Annotated in this window: 14 protein-coding genes; 6 read left to right on the top strand and 8 right to left on the bottom strand. The window is 70.2% G+C overall.

Annotation, left to right across the window (positions count from 1 at the left end):
• Window positions 1-490 (top strand): HNH endonuclease signature motif containing protein (locus E3T49_RS16300; RefSeq protein ID WP_166785594.1); only part of this gene is annotated, 490 nt, incomplete at its 5' end.
• 240 nt (window positions 491-730) lie between these two features.
• Here E3T49_RS16300 and E3T49_RS15985 read toward each other — a convergent pair.
• Complete coding sequence (locus E3T49_RS15985; protein WP_134425905.1) at window positions 731-3,370, bottom strand: AMP-binding protein; 2,640 nt, start codon at window positions 3,368-3,370, stop codon at window positions 731-733.
• 359 nt (window positions 3,371-3,729) lie between these two features.
• On the opposite strand from E3T49_RS15985, the gene E3T49_RS15980 reads away from it, so the two are divergent.
• Both E3T49_RS15980 and E3T49_RS15975 read left to right on the top strand, forming a co-directional pair.
• Complete coding sequence (locus E3T49_RS15980) at window positions 3,730-4,545, top strand: alpha/beta fold hydrolase (protein WP_134425904.1); 816 nt, start codon at window positions 3,730-3,732, stop codon at window positions 4,543-4,545.
• 148 nt (window positions 4,546-4,693) lie between these two features.
• Window positions 4,694-11,347: an SCO7613 C-terminal domain-containing membrane protein gene (locus E3T49_RS15975; protein ID WP_134425903.1), complete on the top strand. Its 6,654-nt coding sequence runs from the start codon at window positions 4,694-4,696 to the stop codon at window positions 11,345-11,347.
• A 37-nt stretch (window positions 11,348-11,384) separates the two neighbouring features.
• Here the strand turns inward: E3T49_RS15975 and E3T49_RS15970 are convergent, their stop codons facing one another.
• On the bottom strand, window positions 11,385-12,236 hold the full coding sequence (locus E3T49_RS15970; RefSeq protein ID WP_134425902.1) for a GntR family transcriptional regulator: 852 nt from the start codon (window positions 12,234-12,236) through the stop codon (window positions 11,385-11,387).
• Window positions 12,237-12,349: 113 nt separating this feature from the next.
• Between E3T49_RS15970 and E3T49_RS15965 the strand changes: the two genes are divergently transcribed.
• From E3T49_RS15965 to E3T49_RS15955, 3 genes are all read left to right on the top strand, one after another.
• Window positions 12,350-13,756, top strand: a complete 1,407-nt coding sequence (locus E3T49_RS15965) for an MFS transporter (protein WP_134425901.1) — start codon at window positions 12,350-12,352, stop codon at window positions 13,754-13,756.
• A 49-nt stretch (window positions 13,757-13,805) separates the two neighbouring features.
• Window positions 13,806-15,002, top strand: a complete 1,197-nt coding sequence (locus tag E3T49_RS15960) for a nucleoside hydrolase (protein ID WP_134425900.1) — start codon at window positions 13,806-13,808, stop codon at window positions 15,000-15,002.
• Between the two features lie 149 nt (window positions 15,003-15,151).
• Window positions 15,152-16,816, top strand: coding sequence for an ABC-F family ATP-binding cassette domain-containing protein (locus tag E3T49_RS15955; protein WP_134425899.1), 1,665 nt, complete (start codon window positions 15,152-15,154; stop codon window positions 16,814-16,816).
• Between the two features lie 38 nt (window positions 16,817-16,854).
• Here E3T49_RS15955 and E3T49_RS15950 read toward each other — a convergent pair whose 3' ends face one another.
• The 6 genes from E3T49_RS15950 to E3T49_RS16685 form a co-directional block, all read right to left on the bottom strand.
• Window positions 16,855-17,916 carry a zinc-binding dehydrogenase gene (locus E3T49_RS15950; RefSeq protein WP_198414277.1) on the bottom strand — a complete coding sequence of 354 codons (1,062 nt, stop codon included), beginning with the start codon at window positions 17,914-17,916 and terminating at the stop codon, window positions 16,855-16,857.
• Between the two features lie 66 nt (window positions 17,917-17,982).
• Window positions 17,983-18,699: a deoxyribose-phosphate aldolase gene (gene deoC / locus E3T49_RS15945; RefSeq protein WP_134425898.1), complete on the bottom strand. Its 717-nt coding sequence runs from the start codon at window positions 18,697-18,699 to the stop codon at window positions 17,983-17,985.
• A gap of 155 nt (window positions 18,700-18,854) precedes the next feature.
• Window positions 18,855-19,001, bottom strand: a complete 147-nt coding sequence (locus tag E3T49_RS16295; protein ID WP_166785592.1) for a hypothetical protein — start codon at window positions 18,999-19,001, stop codon at window positions 18,855-18,857.
• A gap of 77 nt (window positions 19,002-19,078) precedes the next feature.
• A complete protein-coding gene (locus E3T49_RS15940) occupies window positions 19,079-19,807 on the bottom strand; it encodes a hypothetical protein (protein WP_198414276.1) in 729 nt (242 codons plus the stop codon).
• A gap of 130 nt (window positions 19,808-19,937) precedes the next feature.
• A complete protein-coding gene (locus tag E3T49_RS16690) occupies window positions 19,938-20,198 on the bottom strand; it encodes a sigma factor-like helix-turn-helix DNA-binding protein (protein ID WP_241972869.1) in 261 nt (86 codons plus the stop codon).
• A 2-nt stretch (window positions 20,199-20,200) separates the two neighbouring features.
• A complete protein-coding gene (locus E3T49_RS16685; RefSeq protein ID WP_241972868.1) occupies window positions 20,201-20,785 on the bottom strand; it encodes a sigma-70 family RNA polymerase sigma factor in 585 nt (194 codons plus the stop codon).
• Window positions 20,786-20,860 lie beyond the last annotated feature (75 nt).

The raw sequence follows: 20,860 nt of genomic DNA, 5'->3' as shown, positions 1-20,860 counted from the left end.
GTATGGGCCGATCGACCCGGACACGGCCCGGCAGATCGCGGCCGGGGCGCCGAGCTTCACCCGCATCCTGGTGCACCCGGAAACAGGCGCCGTGCTCTCGGTCGGCCGCGACCGGTACAAGGTGCCGAAAGACCTGAAACGGTTACTGCGGGTGCGCGACAAAACGTGTCGGTTCCCGGGCTGCAACAAATCGGCCGCGCACTGCGATTTAGACCATTCCGTGGATTGGCAGTTCGACGGTGTGACCGCGCACGACAACCTCGCGCACCTCTGCCGGGCGTGTCATGCGCTCAAGAGCGAGACCGGGTGGCGGGTGGTGCATCTCGGTGACGGGCTGCTGGAGTGGACATCGCCGACCGGCCGCACGTTCGTGAGCGAGCCGGCCACGATCATCCACTCGGCATCGACGGCCGCGAAACCGGCCACGCCCCCTGCGGGGCCGGCGCCCGAGCCCGACTCCGACGCTGCATCCGAATCCGCGCCGTTCTGACCCGCGGCTCGACTCGGGTACTCGACCCGGTCGTGGTGCCGGAGGGTGGCCGGTCCCGGGTTCGTTCCGGAGTCGCGCACGGTCGACGCCCACGGGTGGCGGGCCAGGGCATCCTGAAAAGAGCTGTGTCTGGCCGGAATCGGCGCGATGGGCCTCGTCGTCGTGCTGGACATTGTCGCCGCCGTCGGCACCTACGCTCTCTTCACGCCCGTCAACAGGACTCTCTCCGCAGTGGCGGGGTCAATGAGCACGCACTTTGTTATTGCGCGCATCATGGGCAGGGGTGTCCGCCTTGAAAATTGGGGCGGACAGTAGCGTGCGGGCCAAGGCCGCGGGATGAGCCCTCCACCAACCGCCCAGTGCGGAATACCCCTGGGAGGCAAGGATGCCCACCGCGAAGGAAGCGAGGGTGGCGAGCAGTGGGAAAGCGCCCCCGAACAGCGGGAAGACCTGCCAATGGACGAGATAGACGAACAACGACGCCGAGGCAACGACGCTCAACACCGGCACCAGCATCCGCGGCAGGGGCACCGCCGGAACCCACAGCAGGAGCAGTAGCCCCGCGATCGTGATCGCCTCTCGGCCCGGGTCTCCGAAGAAGCCCGAAACGGTGAGCACGACGACCGCCGAGCTCATCACCCGCCGCGTGGCGTCGGTGGAACGCGCGATGAGCCAGCCGAGAGCGATCAGCCACAGCACGATCGGCAGCGAATACCGTTCGGTCGGCCCCGCCTCGACGCCTTCGGTCAGCAGCAGGCGCAGCAGAAGCGCGCCCGCGACGAAGGAGGCCGCGAATGCGAAGGGGTATCGGCGCTCGAACCGGTCGAGCTGGGGCACGCAGAAGACGAGCGCCAGGCCGAGGATGGTCCACACGACAGATTCCAGGAACCAGTACTGCCATTGGACCGTCCACTGATCGTCGCCGCCCAGCAGGTTGTGCAGCAGGAAGACCGTCGCAGGTTCGTACGTCCCGCCGATCAGGGCGACTCCACCGATCCACAGCACAGCCGGGATGAAGATCTGGGCAGCGCTGCGCACAAGCTTCCGGAGCCGCATCGGCCGAGGCACCGCGGCGAACTGGAATCGAGCCAGGTTGAAGCCCAGTATCCCGAGCAGCAGGTGAGCACCGCCCTGCACGTGGAAGAGGTTGGCGTGGGTCCCCGCGACCAGCACGATGGCGATAGCCCGCAGTACGACGGATGTCTCCATGCGCGCCATCTTGCGTCGGGGGTGCACCCCAACCGGCGCATTTCGGTGGCCGGCCAGGTCTCTGGCCGACGTCGCGGGCCAATCCCTGGGGAGCGTGCCGAGCATCTGCTCAAGCCGAACCGAGACCTCGACGTAACTCAGCGAGTCGCCGTGCAACGCAACGAAGCTATCATCGGCGACCGCGTCCGGGCGGTCGAGGAGGGTTGCGTAAAGAGCCCGAATATTTTCCGCCGTCACGGTGTCTGTGCGGTCCACCGGCTGGACGTCTCGCTCGAGCGAGGCCGCCTGCCGAAGCAGGCTCGCGATGTCTGGCTTGCCGCTGGACGTCAGGGGGAATTCCTCGATCAGGTGCGCCCGCACGATGTGACCGGGCAGGCCGAGCGCCTTCGCGGCAATCGGCGCGACAAGCCCGAGAGCCCACCCGTGCCGCACGAACACCACAAGGCGTTCCTCGAGGTTGACCGCCCTGACTTCGAGTCCATCGTCGGCGAGGAGCCGCTCGACCCCGTCGAGGTCGATCCGCAGGCCGTATATCTTGACGAAGCGACTGCTCCGCCCGACAATCTCGAAGAGTCCGTCGTCGTGGCGGCGGGCCAGATCGCCGGTTCGTAGATCCCCCCCTGTCGGTCCAGCGGCGAGCTCTGCCGGGCTCTCCGCGTATCCCATCATGACGTTCGGGCCGGTGTAGACGAGGTTACCGACCGACTTCTCGTCGGGGTCGTCGATGCGGAACTGCCCGCCCGGGATCGGGATTCCGATGGATTCGGGTCGCGTCTCCGCCAGATCGGGCGGCAGGTAGGCCATCCGTGCGGTCGCCTCGGTCTGGCCATACATGACGACGAAATCGAATCCGCGTTCTCGGCCCAGTCGGGCGTAACCGCGCACTCGGTCGGGGCCGAGTCGGCCGCCGGCCTGGGTGATGTAGCGCAGGCTCTCATGCTCCCGCTCGGCGAAACCGGTCGAATCGAGAAGGTCGAAGGTGTATGGAACGCCGGCGAAGGAGGTGGCCCCTGCTTCGTCGAACTCATTCCAGAATTCAGTCTCGACCACCGAACGCTCGGTGAGCAGCAGGCTCGCGCCGGAGATCAGGTGGCTGTTCACGACGGACAGCCCGTAACAGTAATGCATCGGCAGCGTCATGGCTGCCCGGTCCTGCGGGGTCAGGGTGAGGTAGTCGGCGATGCTTCGCGCGTTGCTGAGCACATTCTCGCGTGACAGCCGAACGAGTTTCGGCGATCCTGTCGAGCCCGAGGTGCTGAGCAGCAGCGCCAACTCTGGGTGCAACGTGTGTCGGCTTCCCTTGCGTCGCTCGTCCAGTCGCCACCCGTTGCCCACCGGCGCCAGAACCACGTCGGGGTCGTAGCGCTCAACGAGACTGTTCCTGTTTCGCTCCTGGTTCGGCTCGTCCCCATCGCCAGCGACCAGGAGAACCGGATGACCAGCCGCGAGGGCGGCGAGATAGGTCACCAGGGGCTCCAGGGCGTTCGCGCACGACACCATGACCAGCCGACGTCCGCCTCCCAGCAATGCCCGCCGGGCTTGGACCAGTTCATCCAGTTCGGCGTAGCTGATGGTTCCCTGTGCGGTCACAAAGGCTGTCGCGGACGGATCTCCCGCAAGGAGGCGGAGTGCCTCGAACCCGACCGACAGGTCAGGTTTGGTGCTCCTCATTGTTCTACCGCCCCCGCCCCTGCCGGAGGCACTGCATAGTTCAGTCTGGCGGCGGGCAGGACTGTGTCTGGTGTGATGATCTTGTCTCCAAATCAACTGAGGCAAGGCTAACCTTAGTTTATGAGTGAACCACCATCAACCGTGCATGCCTGATTAATCCTCAGCGCAGTCCGCTCCGAACCTCCTCCCATCAACGGGAATTCCTCGTTGACACCGACGAAGGAGATAACCGTGAAGCGACGTTCCCCCGGGATGGGCCATCGGCATGCTCACAGGACCGTCGTGACCCGCGCGGGGCACAATTCGTCTGCCCCGGACTTGTCCTTGCCGCGGCACCCACCGCACGCCTACGCTGAAGCATGCCTCACCTCACCGTTCCCGGCGCGTCGCTCTACTACGAGACGGCAGGCCACGTATCGTCACCAGCTCTCCTTCTGCTGCACGCCGGCATCGCGAACCTGCGGATGTGGGACCCGCAGATCGACGCGCTGGCCGCCGGCCACTTCGTCATCCGTTTCGATAGCCGCGGATGCGGCCAGACGACCAGCGAGGACGTGGAATTCTCCGCCCGCGATGACGCCCGCGCGGTTCTCGACCACCTCGGAGTGGCATCGGCGACGCTGATCGGATGCTCGCGTGGTGGATGCACCGCCATCGACCTGGCGACGGAGAGTCCCGACCGCGTGAACGGCCTGGTGACCGTGGGAGCAGGGCCCAGCGGGTTCCCCGAAATCGAACTGACCGATCTCGAGGACACCCGGTTCGACGAGATGGATGCCGCGTTCGACGCCCAGGACTGGCACAAGCTCGCACGCCTCGAGGTGGCGCTCTGGGCGTTCGGCCCGCTGCGCAAGGAGGCCGACCTCGACGCCGAATTCACGGCCACGGCCTATGCGCTGGGCCGCGTCAACGCCGCGCACGCGGAGGAGTCCCCGACGCCGATTCCGCTCGAGCCGCCCGCCTTCGACCAGGTCAGCGATATCGAGGTGCCGGTGCTCGCCACGGTCGGCGAATTCGACCTCACCCCGCACCTGACCGAATACGAGTACCTTCTGTCGACGCTCCCGTCCGTCACTGGCTGCACATTCCGCGACACTGCGCACCTGCCGAACCTCGAACGACCGAAGGAGTTCGAGCGCGTGCTCGTGGACTGGCTGGCTGAGCACCGGCTCTGACTGAGGCAGGCACGGGCCCCGCGGAGGCAGGCCGGCCGGCTTGTGCGCGGGCACGTGCGGCCGCGTATTCCACCGACTGACCCTGCGGGCAGGGAATGGACGACTACCCAGTAGCCTTGGGGACGTTCACATCCAGCGAGGGGCCACGATGTCACGAACAGATTCAGGCGATTCCTATGCGGAGTTCGCCGGCAACGTCATCTGGCCGCGCAGCGCCGCCGAGCTCACCGACACCACGCGGTGCCCGGCTTGCCGCGCCCTGCTGCGCTCCGCCGTCTGCTCGACGTGCGGGCTCGACCTGCAACACCCGGCCTCGGCGCTTCTGCTGACCGCGTCCACGGATGCCGCCGCCTCCCTCGACCGCCGCCGGGAGCTGATCGGGCGCATCCGTTTCGACGTCGCCGAAGCTCAGATGGCGGCGCGGCGTGTGACACCTCCGGTCGAGGCACCCGCAGCGCCGCCTGCGATGACGGCGCCGGCAGCGCCTGCGCCCACCGCGGTTGCCGCACCGAGTCCGGCTCCGGCTGCGGCTGCGGCTGCGGCTGCGGCTGCGGCTGCAGCTCCAGCTCCAGCTCCGGCAGTGTCCCCAACGTCGACCGCAGCACCACTGCCACCCGCTCCTCCCCGGTCGACAGCAGCCTGGCCGCCGGCCGCGATGCCGGCCGCCGGGCCCGCACCGTCCCGGTCCGGGTTCCCGCCTGCGCAGCCTCCGGCGGCTGCGCGGCCGGCGGCTGCGGCATCCGTTCCCGGAGCACCCAAGCGGTCGAGCGTGCAGGTGCTGCTCCTTCTGGTCGGCGTGACCCTGGTTTCGGTGGCGGCGATCTTCTTCCTCACGGTGACCTGGATCTTCGCCGGACTCGAGGTGCGCTCGGCGATCATCGCCGCCACCACCGTCGGCGCGCTCATCACGGCCGGCGTGCTGCGCCGCAAACGCCTCGTCGCCACCGCCGAGGGCATCGGCGTGCTGGCCGTGGTGCTCGTGCTCCTGGACGCCTGGGCGCTGCGGCAGAACGATCTGTTCGGCCTCGGTTCCGCCGACTGGCCCATCTACTGGGGCACGACTCTGGTGGCCTGCACGGCTCTGTTCCTCCTCTGGCACGCCCTGTCCGGGCTGCGGGTCGCCAGCGTCACCGGGTTCGCCGCCGCGGCACCGGGCCTCGGACTGCTGGCCGCCGGGCTTGCCTCCGGTCAGGACGAGCCGCTGCGCCTCTTCGTCGGCTTCCTCGGCGCCGCCGTTGGAGCGCTGCTGCATCCGCTCACCCTGGCAAGGCCGGGTTCCGGCCCCTCCGTGAGCACCCCCGCCGGTGCCGCCGGCGACCCCGCGGACGACGCAACTGAGGAGAATTCGGCGACACGCCGCATCCCGGGGCAGTGGATGCCGCCGGTCGCGAAAAACTCCGCCGTTGCGGATGCCGCCGACCCCCTTCCGACCGCGGCGAACGCCGCTCCGGCGCCGGCTACCCCGACCGCATCCGCTACCCCAACCGCACCCACACCCGCCGGCGACCCCACCGCGCGCCGCTTCTGGCCATCGGCCGACCGCGTGCCCGAACGCGTCACCGTGCTCAGCCTCGGCGGAGTGGCACTCGTGCTCGCCACTCTCACGAGCGCGTTCGTCAGCCCGGACTCGACCGTCGCCCCGTTCCTCACCCTCGGTGCCGTCACGGTCACGGCCGTGCTGCACCTGCTCCTCGTGCTGCGCCGCGCGGACACCGGTCCGGCCTATGCTGCCTTCGCGTACTTCTCTGCCGGCCTCGCCGCACTGACCGTCACCGCGATCGTTCCCCTGGTGGCCTCCCGCGCCGGCGATCTGACTCTGATGATCACCGTTCCGCTCGTGGTCGCGACCCTGGCCCCTCTCGGCGCGGAGTTCCTCGCCCGGCGCCGCAGCGCCGGCCCGGCGCGCACCGCGCTCATCGTGGGCGGCGGCACCGCCGCGCTCAGCGCCGCCGTCCTCGGCATGTTCGTCGTCTCCTTCGCCGCCCTCCCGCTTCTCGTCTCGCTCGCCCGCGGTATCGCAGGCGAGGCAGCGCTGCCCCCGGTCGAGGCGACCAGCGCCTGGGCGATCGGCACCCTGTCCACCGTCGGACTCCTGCTGGGACTCGCCTGGAATGTCGGCGGCATCCTGCCCGCACGCCGCCGGGTTCTGGCCTGGCTGTTCCTGGCCATCGCGGTGCTCGCCGTGCCGTTCGCCGGCGCGGTGCTGCCGGTCACCCTGATCTACGTTCTGCTCGGGTTCCTCTCGCTCGGGGTGCTCCTGCTCGAGCATCGCGGCCGGGTCTCGCTCGGCCGGTTCCGGGTGGTGGTGCGATCGTTCCTGGTGGTCGCCATCGGCCTCGGCTACCTGATCAGCTGGCAGAGCAGCAGCATCTGGTGGATCGGGTCCGTGGCGGCGATCGCGGTGTTCCTCGGCTCCCGGCTGCTCATTGCCCGCACCGTCGCTGCCGGAGCGACCTCTGCCCGCGGCCTCCTCCTGGCCGGGGCGATCCTGCTCACCCTGATCGCGGCCGTCGCCCTGCCCGACATGCTGACCCGGGGTGAGGCGCGCTCCGTCTCCGGCGTTCTGGTGGACGGTGCACGTGCCCTCACCCTGGCCACCGGCCTGTTGCAGTTGCTCGTGGCACTCCCGCTCCGCCTGTTCACCCGGCCCGACCGCCACTGGGCCTTCTTCACCCTGCTCGCCCCGACCGTGGTGGCGTTCAGCCTGCCGATCACGGCGATCGCCGAGGACCTGTCCGCGGCCGAGCGCGCCACGCTGCTCCAGGGTGCGCCGACGGCCGGCATCGTGCACACGGCCGTGCTGTTCGCCGCACTCCTGCTCTGGCTGCTGCTGCGCGGCAACCGCGCGACCGGCGCGGTTGTCACCGCCACGGCCACGGCCGACACACCCGCCACCACCACCACCCGCGAGATCCTGGCCGTCCCGCGCGTGCTTGCCGCGATCGGTGTGGCGCCGATCCTGCTCCAGCTGCTCTGGAGCAGCGCCGAGACCCTCACGACGACGACGGATGCCCCCCTCCTCCTCGTTCCCACGGCCGCGCTCTTCGGTTGCGGCCTCGCCCTCGCGCTGGGCGTGCTCAGCGGCCGGAACCGCGACCGCATCGGGCTGGAGTCCGGAGCCGCGCTCATTCTCGTGCCCGGCACGGTGTGGGCACTCGGGGTGGCGCATCCGCTCGGCTGGTTGATGCTCCTCCTGGCCGGCGTGACCGCCCTCCTCACCGCCATCGCCCCGGACGGCCTGTTCGGTTCCCGGTCTCCCCGCCGCCATCTGGGCTGGGTGGCCCTCACGCTCGGCATCGCCGGTCTCTGGCTGGGCCTGGCCCGGGCCGGAACCCAGGCACCGGAACCGTTCGTACTGCCGGTCGCGGGCATGCTCCTGCTGCTGGCCGTGCTGATCCGCCGGTACGGCCGGGTCGACCGCACTGCGGCAGCCAGCCCGGTGGCCGCGCTGCTCACCCTGGCCGGTCTCCTCGTGGCGATCGCGCCGCTCGCGCTGGCCGCGGCAACCGAAGCACCCCTCCGCGCGGTATCGGTGGCGTCGATCTCCGCCGTCCTGCTGCTCGGGGCCGGCCTGCTGCGCTGGACGCCGCCGCGCTCGGCCTACCTTGCCGCCGCTGCCGCAGCCGGCGCCACCGGACTCGTGCTGTCCAGCATCGTGCAGGCCGCCACCGTGCTCGGCGACCCCGGCGTGCCCGACACCGGGCTGGAAGCCTGGCTCCTGCCGCTCGCGACGGTCATCGCCGGGTCATTCCTGCTGGCCCGGCAGACGGATGCCGCCACCCGGCGACCCCGGCGGCTCGCCACGGGCGCCCTGCTGGTTCTCGCCCTCACGCTGGTGACCATCGCCGAGATCAGCGCCTTCGCCGGGGCCGGGAACGGTGTCGACGGCGTGACCGGCGTGCGGGCATCCGTGCTCGTGCTGGCGCTGTCCCTGACGCACGTGCTCGCCCTCTGGCGACCGCGTGCCCCGCTCACGGCGGGCGTCGGCTGGGCCGCCGCCGGCCTCGCCGCCGTGGCCGCGCTGAGCTCGGTTCTGACGGGGGCCACCGAACCGTTCGAGCTCGTGACCGTTCCGCTCGCCCTCGCTGTGGTCGTCGGCCAGGTTCTTGCCGGGCGGCCTGCGCCCGGCACCCCCGCCCTGCCCGGCGCCCCTGCCCTGCCCGGTGCCCCTGCCGTGCCCGGCGAACGCCGGGGCTCCGCGGCGGCGCGGCGCATCACCGCCGGGCTCGCCCTCGCCCTGCTGCCCAGCGCGCTCGTCGGCGGAACGAACGAGGACCTCCTGCGCCCGATCCTCACCCTGACCCTCGGCGGCGCCCTGGGCCTCGGCGGAGCATTCCTGCTGTCCCGCCCGCAGAGGGCTCGCCTGGCCTGGCCCGCGCTCGGCGTGGGCTCGCTCACGGTCGTGCTCGCTGCCGGGGCGCGCCTCACGTCGCTGTTCGGAACGGGCCCCCTCGGCCCGGACACCCGGCTCGAGGCCTGGCTGCTTCCCGCCGTGTTGCTGCTGCTCGGCATCGGCGCGGGTGCCATCGCGGCGGTGGCGAAGGAGGCAGCGACGGCGGCACGTGCACCTGCACCGGCACCGGCACCCGCACCGCCGGCACCCGGAACAACCGCAGCCCGCGGGCGCCGATTCGGTTACGGCGTGCTCATGTTCGCCCTCGTCGCGGGCCTCCTCACCGAGCTGCTCGCCCTCGACTACGCACCGCTGGCCGAGCCCCGCGTGATCCTGCTGGCCTGGATCTTCGCCGCCGTGCACGTCGCCGTGGTGCGCTTCGACCGGAGCGGCGAGGGCCGCGCCCTCGGCTGGGTCGCCATCGGCGCCGCCGGTGTCGCCGTGCTCGCCGCGCTGGCCGTGGTCGGCCCCGAGCCGATCGAACTCGTGACCGTGCCGGTGGGCGTCGCCCTCGTGCTCGGCCGACTGCTGGCCGTGCGCGACCGGGCGGCCGGGGCATCCGTCGCCGGCGTTCAGCCTGGTTCGTGGTGGATCGCCCTGGGTCTGGCCCTGGGCCTGCTGCCGAGCGCGGTCAGCGTCGGCACCGGGACGGCTGCCGGCGACCTGCTCCGGCCGATCCTCGTGATCGGCCTCGGCGGCGCCCTCGCCGTGGCGGGGGCGCTCCTGGTGCAGCACCCGCGGTGGAGCCTGGTGGCGCGGCCGACCGTGCTCGTGGGTCTGGCCGCGGTGGCCATCGTTACCGCCACGCGCATCCTGGTCCTGCTCGGCCAGGTGCCCGCCGGCCCGACCCTGCTGCTCGAGGCCTGGCTGCTGCCCGCCGCCCTGCTCGTCGCCGCCGTCGGCACGTCCCTCACGGTCGTCACCCGCCGAGCGGCCGACCGAGCGCCGGACCAGCCGACGGATGCCGCCGCCACCCGCCTCGGCTACGGGCTGCTGATCCTCGCGATCGGCGGCGTCCTCCTGACCGAGGTGTCCGCCCTCGGCCACGAACCGCTCGCCGCGATCCGGGTGACCGTTCTCGCCTCGGTCTTCGCCGCTCTGCACCTGGTTGTGCTGCGCTCGGACCTGAGCCCAGGGGGCCGGATGCTCGGCTGGGTCTGCATCGGCGCCGCCGGTCTGACCGTCCTCGCGGGCTGGACCCTGTCCGCGCCTGACCCCTTCGAGCTGGCGACCGTGCCGGTGGGCGTGGCGCTCGTGCTCGGGCGACTGCTTCCCGCGCCAGCGAAGCCGGGCGCGCAGGCGAGCGGGCCTGCGAGCGCGGCGTCCGTGGCAACCGGACGGACGGCCTCGCTCTGGGTCACCGCCGGACTCGCCCTCGCCCTGCTGCCGAGCGCGATCGCCACAGCCGGCGGCACGAGCTCCGACCTGCTCCGGCCGATCCTCGTGCTCGGTCTCGGCGGCGCCCTGGCCGTGGCCGGCGCCGTCCTGGTGCGGCAACCGCGCTGGAACGCCGCCGCCTGGCCGGCCGTCGGGATGGGACTGGCCGCCGTGGGCATCACGGCTGCGGCCCGCATCCTGCCGCTGCTGCAGGAGTCGCCCCGTGGCCCGGATGCCCGCCTCGAGGCCTGGCTGCTTCCCACCCTGCTCATCGTGGTCGCCGCGGCCGCCTGCCTGGTGACCGCCGCACGCCGCGCCGAGCACGACGACCCCGCACCGTCGACGGATGCCGCCCTCCGCTGCGGCTACGGCCTGATCGTTCTGGCGATCGTGGCCACCCTCGCGGCCGAGGTGGTCGCGCTCGGCTTCGCGCCGCTGGCGACCATCCGGGTGATCCTGCTCGTCTTCACCTTCTCCGCCCTGCACGTCGCGGCCTTCTGGTTCGACGACAGCCGGCCCGGCCGCGTGGTGGCCTGGGTGTCCATCGGGGCCGGCGCGGCGGCCGTGGTTGCCGGCGCGGCCTGGAGCACACCGGACACGATCGAAATCGTGACCGTGCCGCTCGCGATCGCCCTGCTGACCAGCGGATGGCTGCACCTCGACGCGGTGCCGCGCGCCCGCAGCTGGCCCTGGCTCGCCCCCGGCCTGCTGGTGCTCCTGGTGCCCTCGATGCTGCAGGACGTCACCGAGAGCGCACTCTGGCGGATCGTTCTGCTGGGCGTGGTCGCCACCGTCGTGATCGTGGTCGGGCTGGTGCGCAAGCTGCAGGCGCCGTTCGTGATCGGGGCCGTGGTGCTCCTGATCCACGGCGTGGCGCAGCTGTGGCCGTGGATCTCGCTCGCCTACGGCGCTGTGCCGTGGTGGCTGTGGCTGGGTGCCGGGGGGATCCTGCTGATCGTTCTCGCCGCCCGCTACGAGCAGCGGATCGCGAACTTCAAGGCGATCGCGCTGAACGTGTCGGCGCTGCGGTAGCACCGGCGCGGGCCGGCACCGGATTCCGGCCGTCGGCTCAGGACTGTGCGGTGTGGCTGATCGTGAGCTGCACGAAGTCGGGATTGATCAGGGCCTTGGAGAGGTAGAACGGCTGGCCGTGCAGTTCGAGGGTCTGGGTGAGGATGAGCACGGGGCTGCCGGCTGGCAGTCCGAGGAGCTTGCCCCGGGTGCTGCCGGGCACGCCGAGTGTGATGTCGGTCTCGCCGGGTCCGAAGGTGGGGCCGAGCACCGCGATGAGCGCGGCGAGCGCGCTGCGCTCGGCGCTCACCTCATCCGCTGTTCCGTCATCGACTCCCGCATCGGCCGCGCCGCCGACCCCCGCATCGGCGCCTCCCTGGGCGATCGCCGCCACCGCGGCCTCGCCGAGTTCGGTCAGCCGTGCGGCCGGAACGTGCTCCTGGATCAGAGCGATGGGGGCGCCGTCCCGTGAGATGACGCTCTCCAGGAACCACGACGGCTCGTCGGGACGGATGCCGATGGCGTCGGCGGTGAACGCGGGCGACTCGGACTGCAGCGCGTTCTGGGTGCGGCGCACGAGAACGGCCGGGCCGGTCTCGCGCAGGAGTTCCTCGATCGGGCGGATCTTCTGCAACCCGAGGTGCGGCATCCGGTCGGCGACGAAGCGCCCGATCCCCCGGCGCGAGCGCACGAAGCGGTCCTCCTCCAGCAGCATGAGGGCTTCCCGCACGACGGTGCGGCTGACCCCCATTGCCGTGCCGAGCTCGGACTCCGAGGGAAGCAGGGAGGCAACCGGGAGGGATCCGTCGCGGATCGCCTCGGTGATGCGGGAGTACACGGCCACCCGCAGCGGCAGGCTTCCAGCGGTCTCAAGCGGACCCGCCAGGGCCGCCTCGGTGCGTCGATCCATGTGTCTCCCCCGGTCGTTTCTCCGAGCATATCGCGCCATCTCATGATCTTGTATAACAAGCATGTACACTGAGCGTGTCGACCTTGCGGTTGCTCCAATGAAGGAGTCTTTTCATGCTCGTACGTTCCCCCGAAGTAGCTCCGGTTGCGGTGCGTGCGCGGGCTCCCCGGTCGGCCGGGGTCTTGATCGGCACCCTGGTCCTGGCGATCCTGACCTTCCAGCTGAACGCCACGCTGCTCTCCGCCGCGCTGCCGGCCGTCGGTCGGCAGCTGGGCGAGAGCATGCAGGACATCGCCCGCGTGCAGTCGGTGTTCTTCCTCGCCGGCGCGGTCTTCAGCATGGTCTTCTCCCGCTGGAGCGACTTCCTCGGTCGCAAGCGCAGTCTCGTGATCGTGCTGTCGATGGTGCTGATCGGCACGGTGATCTGCGCCCTTGCCCCAAGCCTGCCGATGTTGCTGATCGGCCGGGTGCTGCAGGGTGCCGCCAACGCCACCTTCACCATTTCCTTCCTCCTGCTGTCGGAACGGCTGAACAGCCGCCTGTTCGGAATCTCGGTGGGTATCATCACCTCCGTCAACGGCGGACTGTTCGGCGTCGACGGGTTCGTCGGCGGGTTCGTGACCGACACCATCGGCTGGCGGTTCCTGTTCGTGATCACCCTCGCCCTCGGGCTGGTCGCGATCAGCTGCGTCGCCTTCTTCGTGCCGCAGGATGAGCCGCGCACCCAGCAGGGGTCGATGGACTGGTGGGGCGCCGGCATCCTGTCCCTCTTCCTGGTCCTGCTGACGAGCCTGATCGCGCAGATCTCCGCCGCCGGCTGGTCCGACCCGCTGACGATCGCGTACCTCCTCGGGGCGATGGTGAGCGCCGTCGTCTTCGTGATGATCGAAGCCCGCACCCGGCACCCGCTCATCCCCGTGCACGCGCTGCGCTCGCGCCAGGTGTGGCCGCTCCTGCTCTCCACCGTCTTCACCCTCGCCGGCGTCTACTCCGCGGTCAACTTCACCCTGGTCCTGCTCAGCCAGAACACGCAGGTCGGCTACGGGCTGTCCGCGTCGATGTCGGCCCTGCTCTACCTCACCCCCACCGCCTTCTTCGGCGTCACCGCGGCGATCTTCTCCGGCTGGGTCGCCGTGCGGATCGGCTGGATCACGTCCCTGCGACTGAGCAGCGGCGTCATCGCGCTGATCTCGGTGGCCATCGCCGTGTTCGCGATGGACCGCTGGGCGATCTTCGGCCTGCTGATCGTGATGGGCGTCTTCTACCTCGGCCTGTTCCAGAGTTCGGTCAACGGTGTCTCCGTGCTCAACTCCCCGGCCGAGGCCCGGGGGGCCCTCCCGGGCCTGAACGGCGCCTGCTTCGGAATCGGGATCGGGGTCGGCATCGCCCTCGTCGCCCCGGTCGTGGCTGCGGGAACCGTCACCGGATTCCGGACGGCCCTGTGGATCTCCGTGGGCCTCACGCTGGCCTCGTTCCTGGCCTCCCTCGTTCTGCGCCCTGCCGCGAGGATCGGCGCATGAACCCCTGCACTTCTCTCCCGCACACGAACGATGAGACGGATGGTCGACGATGACTCCCACACTGGCTCCCCAGCCCCGCCCGATCTACCTCGATTGCGACACCGGGATCGACGACGCGTTGGCGCTCGCTTTCCTGCTCGCGACGCCGGGCATCCGTCTGGTCGGAATCGGCACGGTGAACGGATGCGTCAACCCGGCCGTCGCCGCGGCGAACACCCTGAGCCTGCTCGCGACCGCCGGACGCGATGACGTTCCGGTGGCGATCGGAGCGTACGAGCCGGTGAGCGGGGTGTCCCGGCGCGGGGCCACCCACATGCACGGCCGCAACGGAATCGGAGACGTCCTGCTGCCCCGGTCACGGCGGAATCCGGTGGAGGAATCGGCGACGGAACTGCTGATCCGGCTGGCGCACGAGCACGCGGGGCGGCTCGAGGTCATCACGGTCGGCCCGCTGACGAACCTCGCCGAAGCGCTCTACCTCGACCCGGAACTGCCCCGGCTCGTGCGCCGGGTGACCATCATGGGCGGCGCCGTCTTCGCTCCCGGCAACGCGGGCAAGTTCGCGGAGGCCAACATCGCCGCCGATCCCACGGCCGCCGCTGACGTGTTCGCGGCCAGCTGGCCGGTCACCCTCGTTCCGCTCGACGCGACCGCCCCGCACTCCTTCGACGAAACCCACCGCCGCGAATTGGCCTCGTCGTCGGGACTGACCCAGCAGGCGCTGGCCGCCATGCTCGGAACCTGCCTGACGCAGTGCGGCAAGCAGTTCAGCACCCGGCACTTCGCCCTACCCAACTCGCTCGCCGTCGCGTTCGCGACCGGCGATCTCGACTCGGAGCGCGCGCCGACCCTGCGCGTCTGCGTGGACCTGAGCGCCGGACCGCGCCGCGGCCAGACCCACTTCGCCAAGCTGGCGGAGCCGGACGGCCCGGTGGGTGGCGCTGGTCGCCCGGCGGCCGGGCAGGTTCGGGCCGCTGGCGCGGCACACCTTGCCGGGCGTGCCGGGCAGAACCCGCACGAGGCCCGGGTCGTGCTGTCCTTCCGGCGCAACGCGGCCCCCGTGCTCCTGGAGCGCATCCTCACCCTCGCGCTGCCAACGCCCGCACGCCGGTCCGTTGCTGCACCCGCTCGGGCGTCCGACCCTGCTGCGGCTCCTGCTGCAAGCCCCGTGCCCGCTCCTGCCCTCAGTCCCCGCGGACCGGCCCCCACGCGCGCACGCCGGCAGGCGCAACCGGTGCCTGCCTGACCGGGGCTCGCGGCGCAGGTTGTGGAGGCTGGCGCACGATAGAGCATGCGCCCACTTCCACAGGGTGCGCCGCGACCTCGAACCCCCGGCGGACGACACGGCGGGCACGCGGGCACGCGGGCACGGCGGGAGTCTGAGAAAATAGACGGATGACCGCAACACTCGTGGCCAAGGGCCTGGCCGGCGGGTACGCGCACCGCACACTCTTCGAGTCGCTCGACCTCACCGTGGCGCCCGGCGACGTCGTCGGCGTCGTCGGCGTGAACGGATCGGGCAAGTCCACCCTGCTGAGCCTGCTCGCGGGCCTGGCCGAGCCTCAGGCCGGCACCGTGAGCCTCGCGCCAGCCGACGCCTTCGTCGGCTGGCTGCCGCAGGAGCACGAGCGTGTTCCCGGCGAGACCGTGGCCGGCTACGTGTCCCGGCGCACCGGCTGCGCCCAGGCGACCCTCGAGATGGATGCCGCGGCATCCGCTCTCGGTGATCTCTCGCCTGCCCCGCGCCCGGACGGCCTCGATCCCGCGGACGTCTACTCCGCCGCCCTGGAACGGTGGCTGGCCAGCGGCGCCGCCGACCTTGATGAGCGGATGCCCGTGGTGCTCGCCGAGCTCGGACTCACCCTCGGCGCCGCCGACGCCACCCTGATGACGTCCCTTTCCGGCGGTCAGGCCGCGCGGGTCGGGCTCGCTGCCCTGCTGCTGTCCCGCTTCGACGTCGTGCTGCTCGACGAGCCCACCAACGACCTCGACCTCGACGGCCTGGCACGGCTGGAGTCCTTCGTCACCGGCCTCCGCGGCGGGGTCGTGCTCGTCAGCCACGACCGCGAGTTCCTGGCCCGGTGCGTGACGCGCGTGCTCGAACTCGACCTCGCGCAGGGCGCGAACCGGGTGTTCGGCGGCGGTTACGACTCCTACCTGGAGGAGCGCGAGACGGACCGCCGGCACAAGCGCGAGCACTACGACGAGTTCGCGGAGAAGAAGGCCGACCTCGTGGGCCGGGCCCGCACCCAGCGGGAATGGTCGAGCCAGGGCGTGCGGAATGCCATGAAGAAGGCGCCGGACAATGACAAGATCCGGCGCAAGGCATCCGCCGAGTCCAGTGAGAAGCAGGCGCAGAAGGTGCGGCAGATGGAGAGCCGCATCGCGCGCCTCGAGGAGGTCGACGAGCCGCGCAAGGAGTGGCAGCTCGAATTCACGATCGGCGCAGCGCCGCGGTCGAGCTCGGTGGTGTCCACGCTGAGCAACGCGGTTCTCCGCCAGGGCGATTTCACCCTCGGCCCGGTGTCCCTGCAGGTCAACGCGGGCGAGCGCATCGGCATCACCGGCCCCAACGGCGCCGGAAAGTCCACACTGCTGCGCGCGCTGCTGGGGCGGCAGGTTCCGGATGAGGGCACGGCCGACCTCGGGGCCAGCGTGAGTATCGGCGAAATCGACCAGGCCCGGGCCCAGCTGGGCGGCACCCGGCCCCTCGCCATCAGTTTCGAGGAGCTTGTGCCCGACCTGTCCACGGCCGAGGTGCGCACCCTGCTCGCGAAGTTCGGGCTCAAAGCCGACCACGTCAACCGCCCCGCCGCCGACCTCTCCCCCGGCGAGCGCACCCGCGCCGGCCTGGCGCTGTTGCAGGCCCGCGGCATCAACCTGCTCGTGCTCGACGAGCCCACGAACCACCTGGACCTGGCCGCCATCGAGCAGCTCGAGCAGGCCCTCGAGTCCTACGAGGGCACACTGCTGCTGGTCACCCACGACCGACGGATGCTGGCCAACGTGCACACGGACCGGCACTGGCAGGTCGACAACGGCCAGGTGACCGAGGCCTGACCTGTCCCGGGGCTGCGGCCAACCCGCCGCGGGCGGCTCTACGAGGGGTGGGTCGGGAGGATGACGATCTTGCCGATGTGGCGCCGGGCGGAGAACTCCCGCTGGGCGTCTGCTATCTCGGTCAGGGCGAACGTGCTGCTGACCTGGGGGCGGACATCCCCGGCCCGGGCGAGCTCGACCAGCCGGCGGAAATGAACCCGGGTGTGCATGGAGGAGCCGATCAACTGCACGTTGTGCAGGTAGAGGCGACGAAGGTCGAACTCGATCACCGGCCCGGCCACGGCCCCCGCGATCACCCATCGCCCGTTGTCCCGAAGCAGCGGCATCAGGGCCGAGAGCCCCGGGCCGCCGGCGATGTCCGCGACCACGTCCAACCCCGCCGGAGCGGCGGCGGCGATCTCGGCGAGCATGTCCGGTGCATCCCGGTTGAACACCTGGGTTGCCCCGTTCGCGAGCACCGCCGTCCCCTTGGACCCACTGGTGATCGCCAGAACGCGCGCGCCCCGGGCCGCCGCGAGCTGAACGAGAGCGAGACCGACACCCCCGGACGCTCCCGTCACCAGCACGGTCTCGCCACCCTGCACGTGCGCGCGTTCAAGCATGCCGATCGCCGTACCGAAGGCCACGGGCAGGCACGCCAGCTGCTCGTCAGACATCGGAGACTCCTGCACGTCATGGGCGTGGGACGCGTCCACGGCGACATACTGCGCGAAACCGCCATCGGCCTCGCTGCCCAGGTATCCCACCGGTGACGCGTTCTCGTCCTCGGATCCGTAGAGGGCAGGGTCCACAAGCACCCGTCGGCCGATCAGCTCCCCCGTGACGTTCCGCCCGACCTCCACGACGACACCGGTGATATCCCCACCCTGGATGCGCGGGAAGTCGAACGACCCCAGCCAGCCGGCCTGCGCGGCGGGGTCCTCCGGCAGGCCGTAGGCTCCCTGGCGGGTCCAGATGTCGGTGTTGTTGACCGCGGCCGCGGTCACCCTGACCAGGACCTGGTCATCCAAGGGCTGTGGACGGGGCCACTCATGGTGCAGCTCCAGCACCTCGGGGCCACCGAACTTCGTCAGAACGGCCGCAGTCATGGTGTGAGTCATGGGTCAAGCGTGCCAGTGTCAGCGCCCGCATGCGAACGCGGGCGCGGCACCGGTGGTCCGAGGCGGTTAGTAGCTGCCGGCCGCGTCGGCCGGAGTGGCACCGGAGAGCAGTGCTGCGCTACCGGAGACGCCGAGTCGGGTTGCGCCGGCCTCGATCATGGCCAGTGCGTCGTCGAAGCTGCGAACTCCGCCGGATGCCTTGACCTCTGCCCGGTCGCCCACGGTCTGCTTCATCAGACGCACGGCGTGCACGGTCGCGCCGCCGGCCGGGTGGAAGCCGGTGGAGGTCTTGACGAAGTCGGCACCGGCAGCAACGGATGCCTGGCACACGCCGACGATCTCGGCATCCGTCAGCGCTGCGGACTCGATGATCACCTTGAGCACCAGCGGAGCCGGGATCGCGGCCCGCACGGCCGCGATGTCGGCCTGCACGTCGTCGAACCGGCCGGCCTTGGCCGCGCCGATGTCGATGACCATGTCGACCTCGTCCGCGCCCTGCTCAATGGCCAGGGCGGCCTCGGCGGCCTTGATGACGCTGTGGTGCTTACCGCTGGGGAAACCGCAGACAACCGCGACCTTGACGTCGGCGCCGGCGGGGATGCGGAGCGGCAGCATCGACGGGGAGACACAGATCGAGTAGGTTCCGAGCTCGGCGGCCTCGGCGATCAGCGCCGCCACGTCGGCGTCGGTGGCCTCGGGCTTCAGAAGGGTGTGGTCGATGTATCGGGCGACAGTGGCGGCGTCGAGGGACGATGCGGAGTCGAGGGAAAGGGTGGATGTCATTGTGGTGCGTCCTTAGGTGATGACGAGTTCGGGATGCCTTGCGACGTCGAAGCGACATCGGCGGGTGTGGCGAGCCCCGATTCACCGAACTCCTTAAACGACATTACGCGCCCATCCTTGGAAGAGCCCACTACTCCGCGCCCTCGGCGACTTTCTCAGGACCTCGGACGGGTGGCGCCGGCGGTCCTCGGTCGGCGCCGCGACGACCGCGCCTTCTGAATCGCCGCTTTCCCCTGCGGGCTGCGCAGATACTTGACGACCAGGGTCAGAACAACGGGGATGTACTTGAGCAGTCGTGCCATGACGATCTCTTTTCGTTTGATGATGTGCGAGCGAACGTGCGGAAGCGGCGTGGCCGAGCAGCCCGCCCATCCTGGAGTCAGCGGCCGAGGACTGCGCGGTCCACGCGACGGTGGAAACGCATCCCGGCGAGTCCGCCGACGATCGCGCCGAGGAGGCTGACCAGAACGATGACGAGCGCGGTGATGATGCTGCCCGCGGTGAGGTCTCCCGAATTGAGCGGGATGCTGGGCAGGCTGTTCAGATTCCCGAGAACGTTGAGCTCGCCCCCGGCGATGACACCGATGATTCCGGCCACGGCAGCGATCACGATCGCCCACACCCAGACCGCGATTCCCTGCTTGACGCCGCTGAAGCGGGCCATGCGACCGGCAACGTAGCCGCCGCACAGGTAGGCCACGAACACCACGACGGCCAGCACAATGGCACCAACCAGTGCGATGGTATCGGCGTTCTCGGCAACGTTTCCGGCTGCCTGGTCAGCGGAATCCGACCCACCCAGGCCGACCGCGGCTCCGGCTGCGGCGAACAGGGCGGTCAGGATGACTGCGGTCCCGGTGGCTGTCAGCCAACCGAAGAAGGCCGATCCCCACTGGATCCCGCCGAAGCGGGTCTCGTCGCGGACGACGACCTGTTCGCGGCCACCGACCTCGTCGCGGGTGGTCGCCCCGGCGCCCGCGGACACCGCAGCGCCGGAACCGTGGTCATCGACGTTTCGATTGATCGGTGTGCCGGCATTGATATGTGAACCGGAATTGATCGGTGAACCGGAATTGATCGGTGAACCGGATGAGTCGTGTGTCGCCATGGTGAGTGCTCCTCTACTGATCTCTTATGACGTAGTCGTATCTCGGACGACGTTCGTCACAGGATCAGGCAAGGAATTTTGGGGTCGTAAGCAGATTCCCGGCAACGGGGTGCGGGTTCGCCGACGAGTTCTACTCTCTGAGATAGAGCTCGAGTGCCGGTACCCGCATCATCGCCAGGGCCCGCTTCTCGATCTGCCGGATTCGTTCCCGGGTCACGCCCTCCCGGGCGGCGATTTGGTCGAGCGTTCGGGGTTGATCGCCGTTGAACCCGAAGCGGGCTTCCAGGATCATGCGCTCCCGGGTCGGCAACGCATCGAGATGGAAGGTGATATCAGACCGGCGCAGAGCCAGTTCTGCGTATTCGTCGGGCTGCGGCAGGTCGCCGTCCATGATCAGCTCGGAGATATCGGCCAGACCCTCGCCGAGCGGGGTCTGATACGAGATCGGCTCACTGTCCCAGTCGAGCAAGGCGCGCACGTCGGCCACGGGAATCCGCTCTCCTCGGCCAACTCCGCCAGGGTGGGCTCGCGACGCAGGATGCCGGTGAGGTCACGGCGAAGGCGCTTGAGCCTGTTGAGCTTTTCCACGGTGTGCACCGGGATCCGAATCGTTCGGGCGGTGCCGACCATGCCGCGGTGAATGGACTGCCGGATCCACCAGATTCCGTAGGTGGAAAACTTGTATCCGGTGGTGAAATCGAATTTCTCCACCGCCCGCAGCAGCCCGATGTTGCCGTCCTGAACGAGATCCATAATGGGAATCCCGTGGCCGGAGTAGTGCTTGGCAACGCTGACCACCAGACGCAGGTTCGCCTCGATGAACCGGCACTTCGCCCGGTCACCGTCTCGGGCCAGCCACTCCAACTCCCGGGTCAGATCCGGTTCCGTGGCACCCCGGGAGAGTCTCTCTGCCGCGAACAGGCCGACCTCCATCCGCCGGGCCAGGTCGACCTCTTCCTCCGCGGTGAGAAGGGCCACTCTGCCGATTTTCCGCAGATAGTAGCCGAAGGTGTCCGTCGGTCCCCGACTGAATCGTGCCGTCGTGGCAGGCGG

It is taken from the genome of Cryobacterium cryoconiti (genome assembly GCF_004403065.1).
Taxonomy (GTDB): domain Bacteria; phylum Actinomycetota; class Actinomycetes; order Actinomycetales; family Microbacteriaceae; genus Cryobacterium; species Cryobacterium cryoconiti.
This window is presented reverse-complemented; position numbering and strand designations above follow the sequence as displayed.

Coding starts and splice junctions, on each gene's coding strand:
- E3T49_RS16295 (WP_166785592.1), bottom strand. CDS start 19,001: ATGGCACGACTGCTCAAGTACATCCCCGTTGTTCTGACCCTGGTCGTC.
- E3T49_RS15965 (WP_134425901.1), top strand. CDS start 12,350: ATGCTCGTACGTTCCCCCGAAGTAGCTCCGGTTGCGGTGCGTGCGCGG.
- E3T49_RS15975 (WP_134425903.1), top strand. CDS start 4,694: ATGTCACGAACAGATTCAGGCGATTCCTATGCGGAGTTCGCCGGCAAC.
- E3T49_RS16690 (WP_241972869.1), bottom strand. CDS start 20,198: ATGGACGGCGACCTGCCGCAGCCCGACGAATACGCAGAACTGGCTCTG.
- E3T49_RS15985 (WP_134425905.1), bottom strand. CDS start 3,370: ATGAGGAGCACCAAACCTGACCTGTCGGTCGGGTTCGAGGCACTCCGC.
- E3T49_RS15960 (WP_134425900.1), top strand. CDS start 13,806: ATGACTCCCACACTGGCTCCCCAGCCCCGCCCGATCTACCTCGATTGC.
- E3T49_RS15940 (WP_198414276.1), bottom strand. CDS start 19,807: ATGGCGACACACGACTCATCCGGTTCACCGATCAATTCCGGTTCACCG.
- E3T49_RS15970 (WP_134425902.1), bottom strand. CDS start 12,236: ATGGATCGACGCACCGAGGCGGCCCTGGCGGGTCCGCTTGAGACCGCT.
- deoC (WP_134425898.1), bottom strand. CDS start 18,699: ATGACATCCACCCTTTCCCTCGACTCCGCATCGTCCCTCGACGCCGCC.
- E3T49_RS15980 (WP_134425904.1), top strand. CDS start 3,730: ATGCCTCACCTCACCGTTCCCGGCGCGTCGCTCTACTACGAGACGGCA.
- E3T49_RS15955 (WP_134425899.1), top strand. CDS start 15,152: ATGACCGCAACACTCGTGGCCAAGGGCCTGGCCGGCGGGTACGCGCAC.
- E3T49_RS15950 (WP_198414277.1), bottom strand. CDS start 17,916: ATGACTCACACCATGACTGCGGCCGTTCTGACGAAGTTCGGTGGCCCC.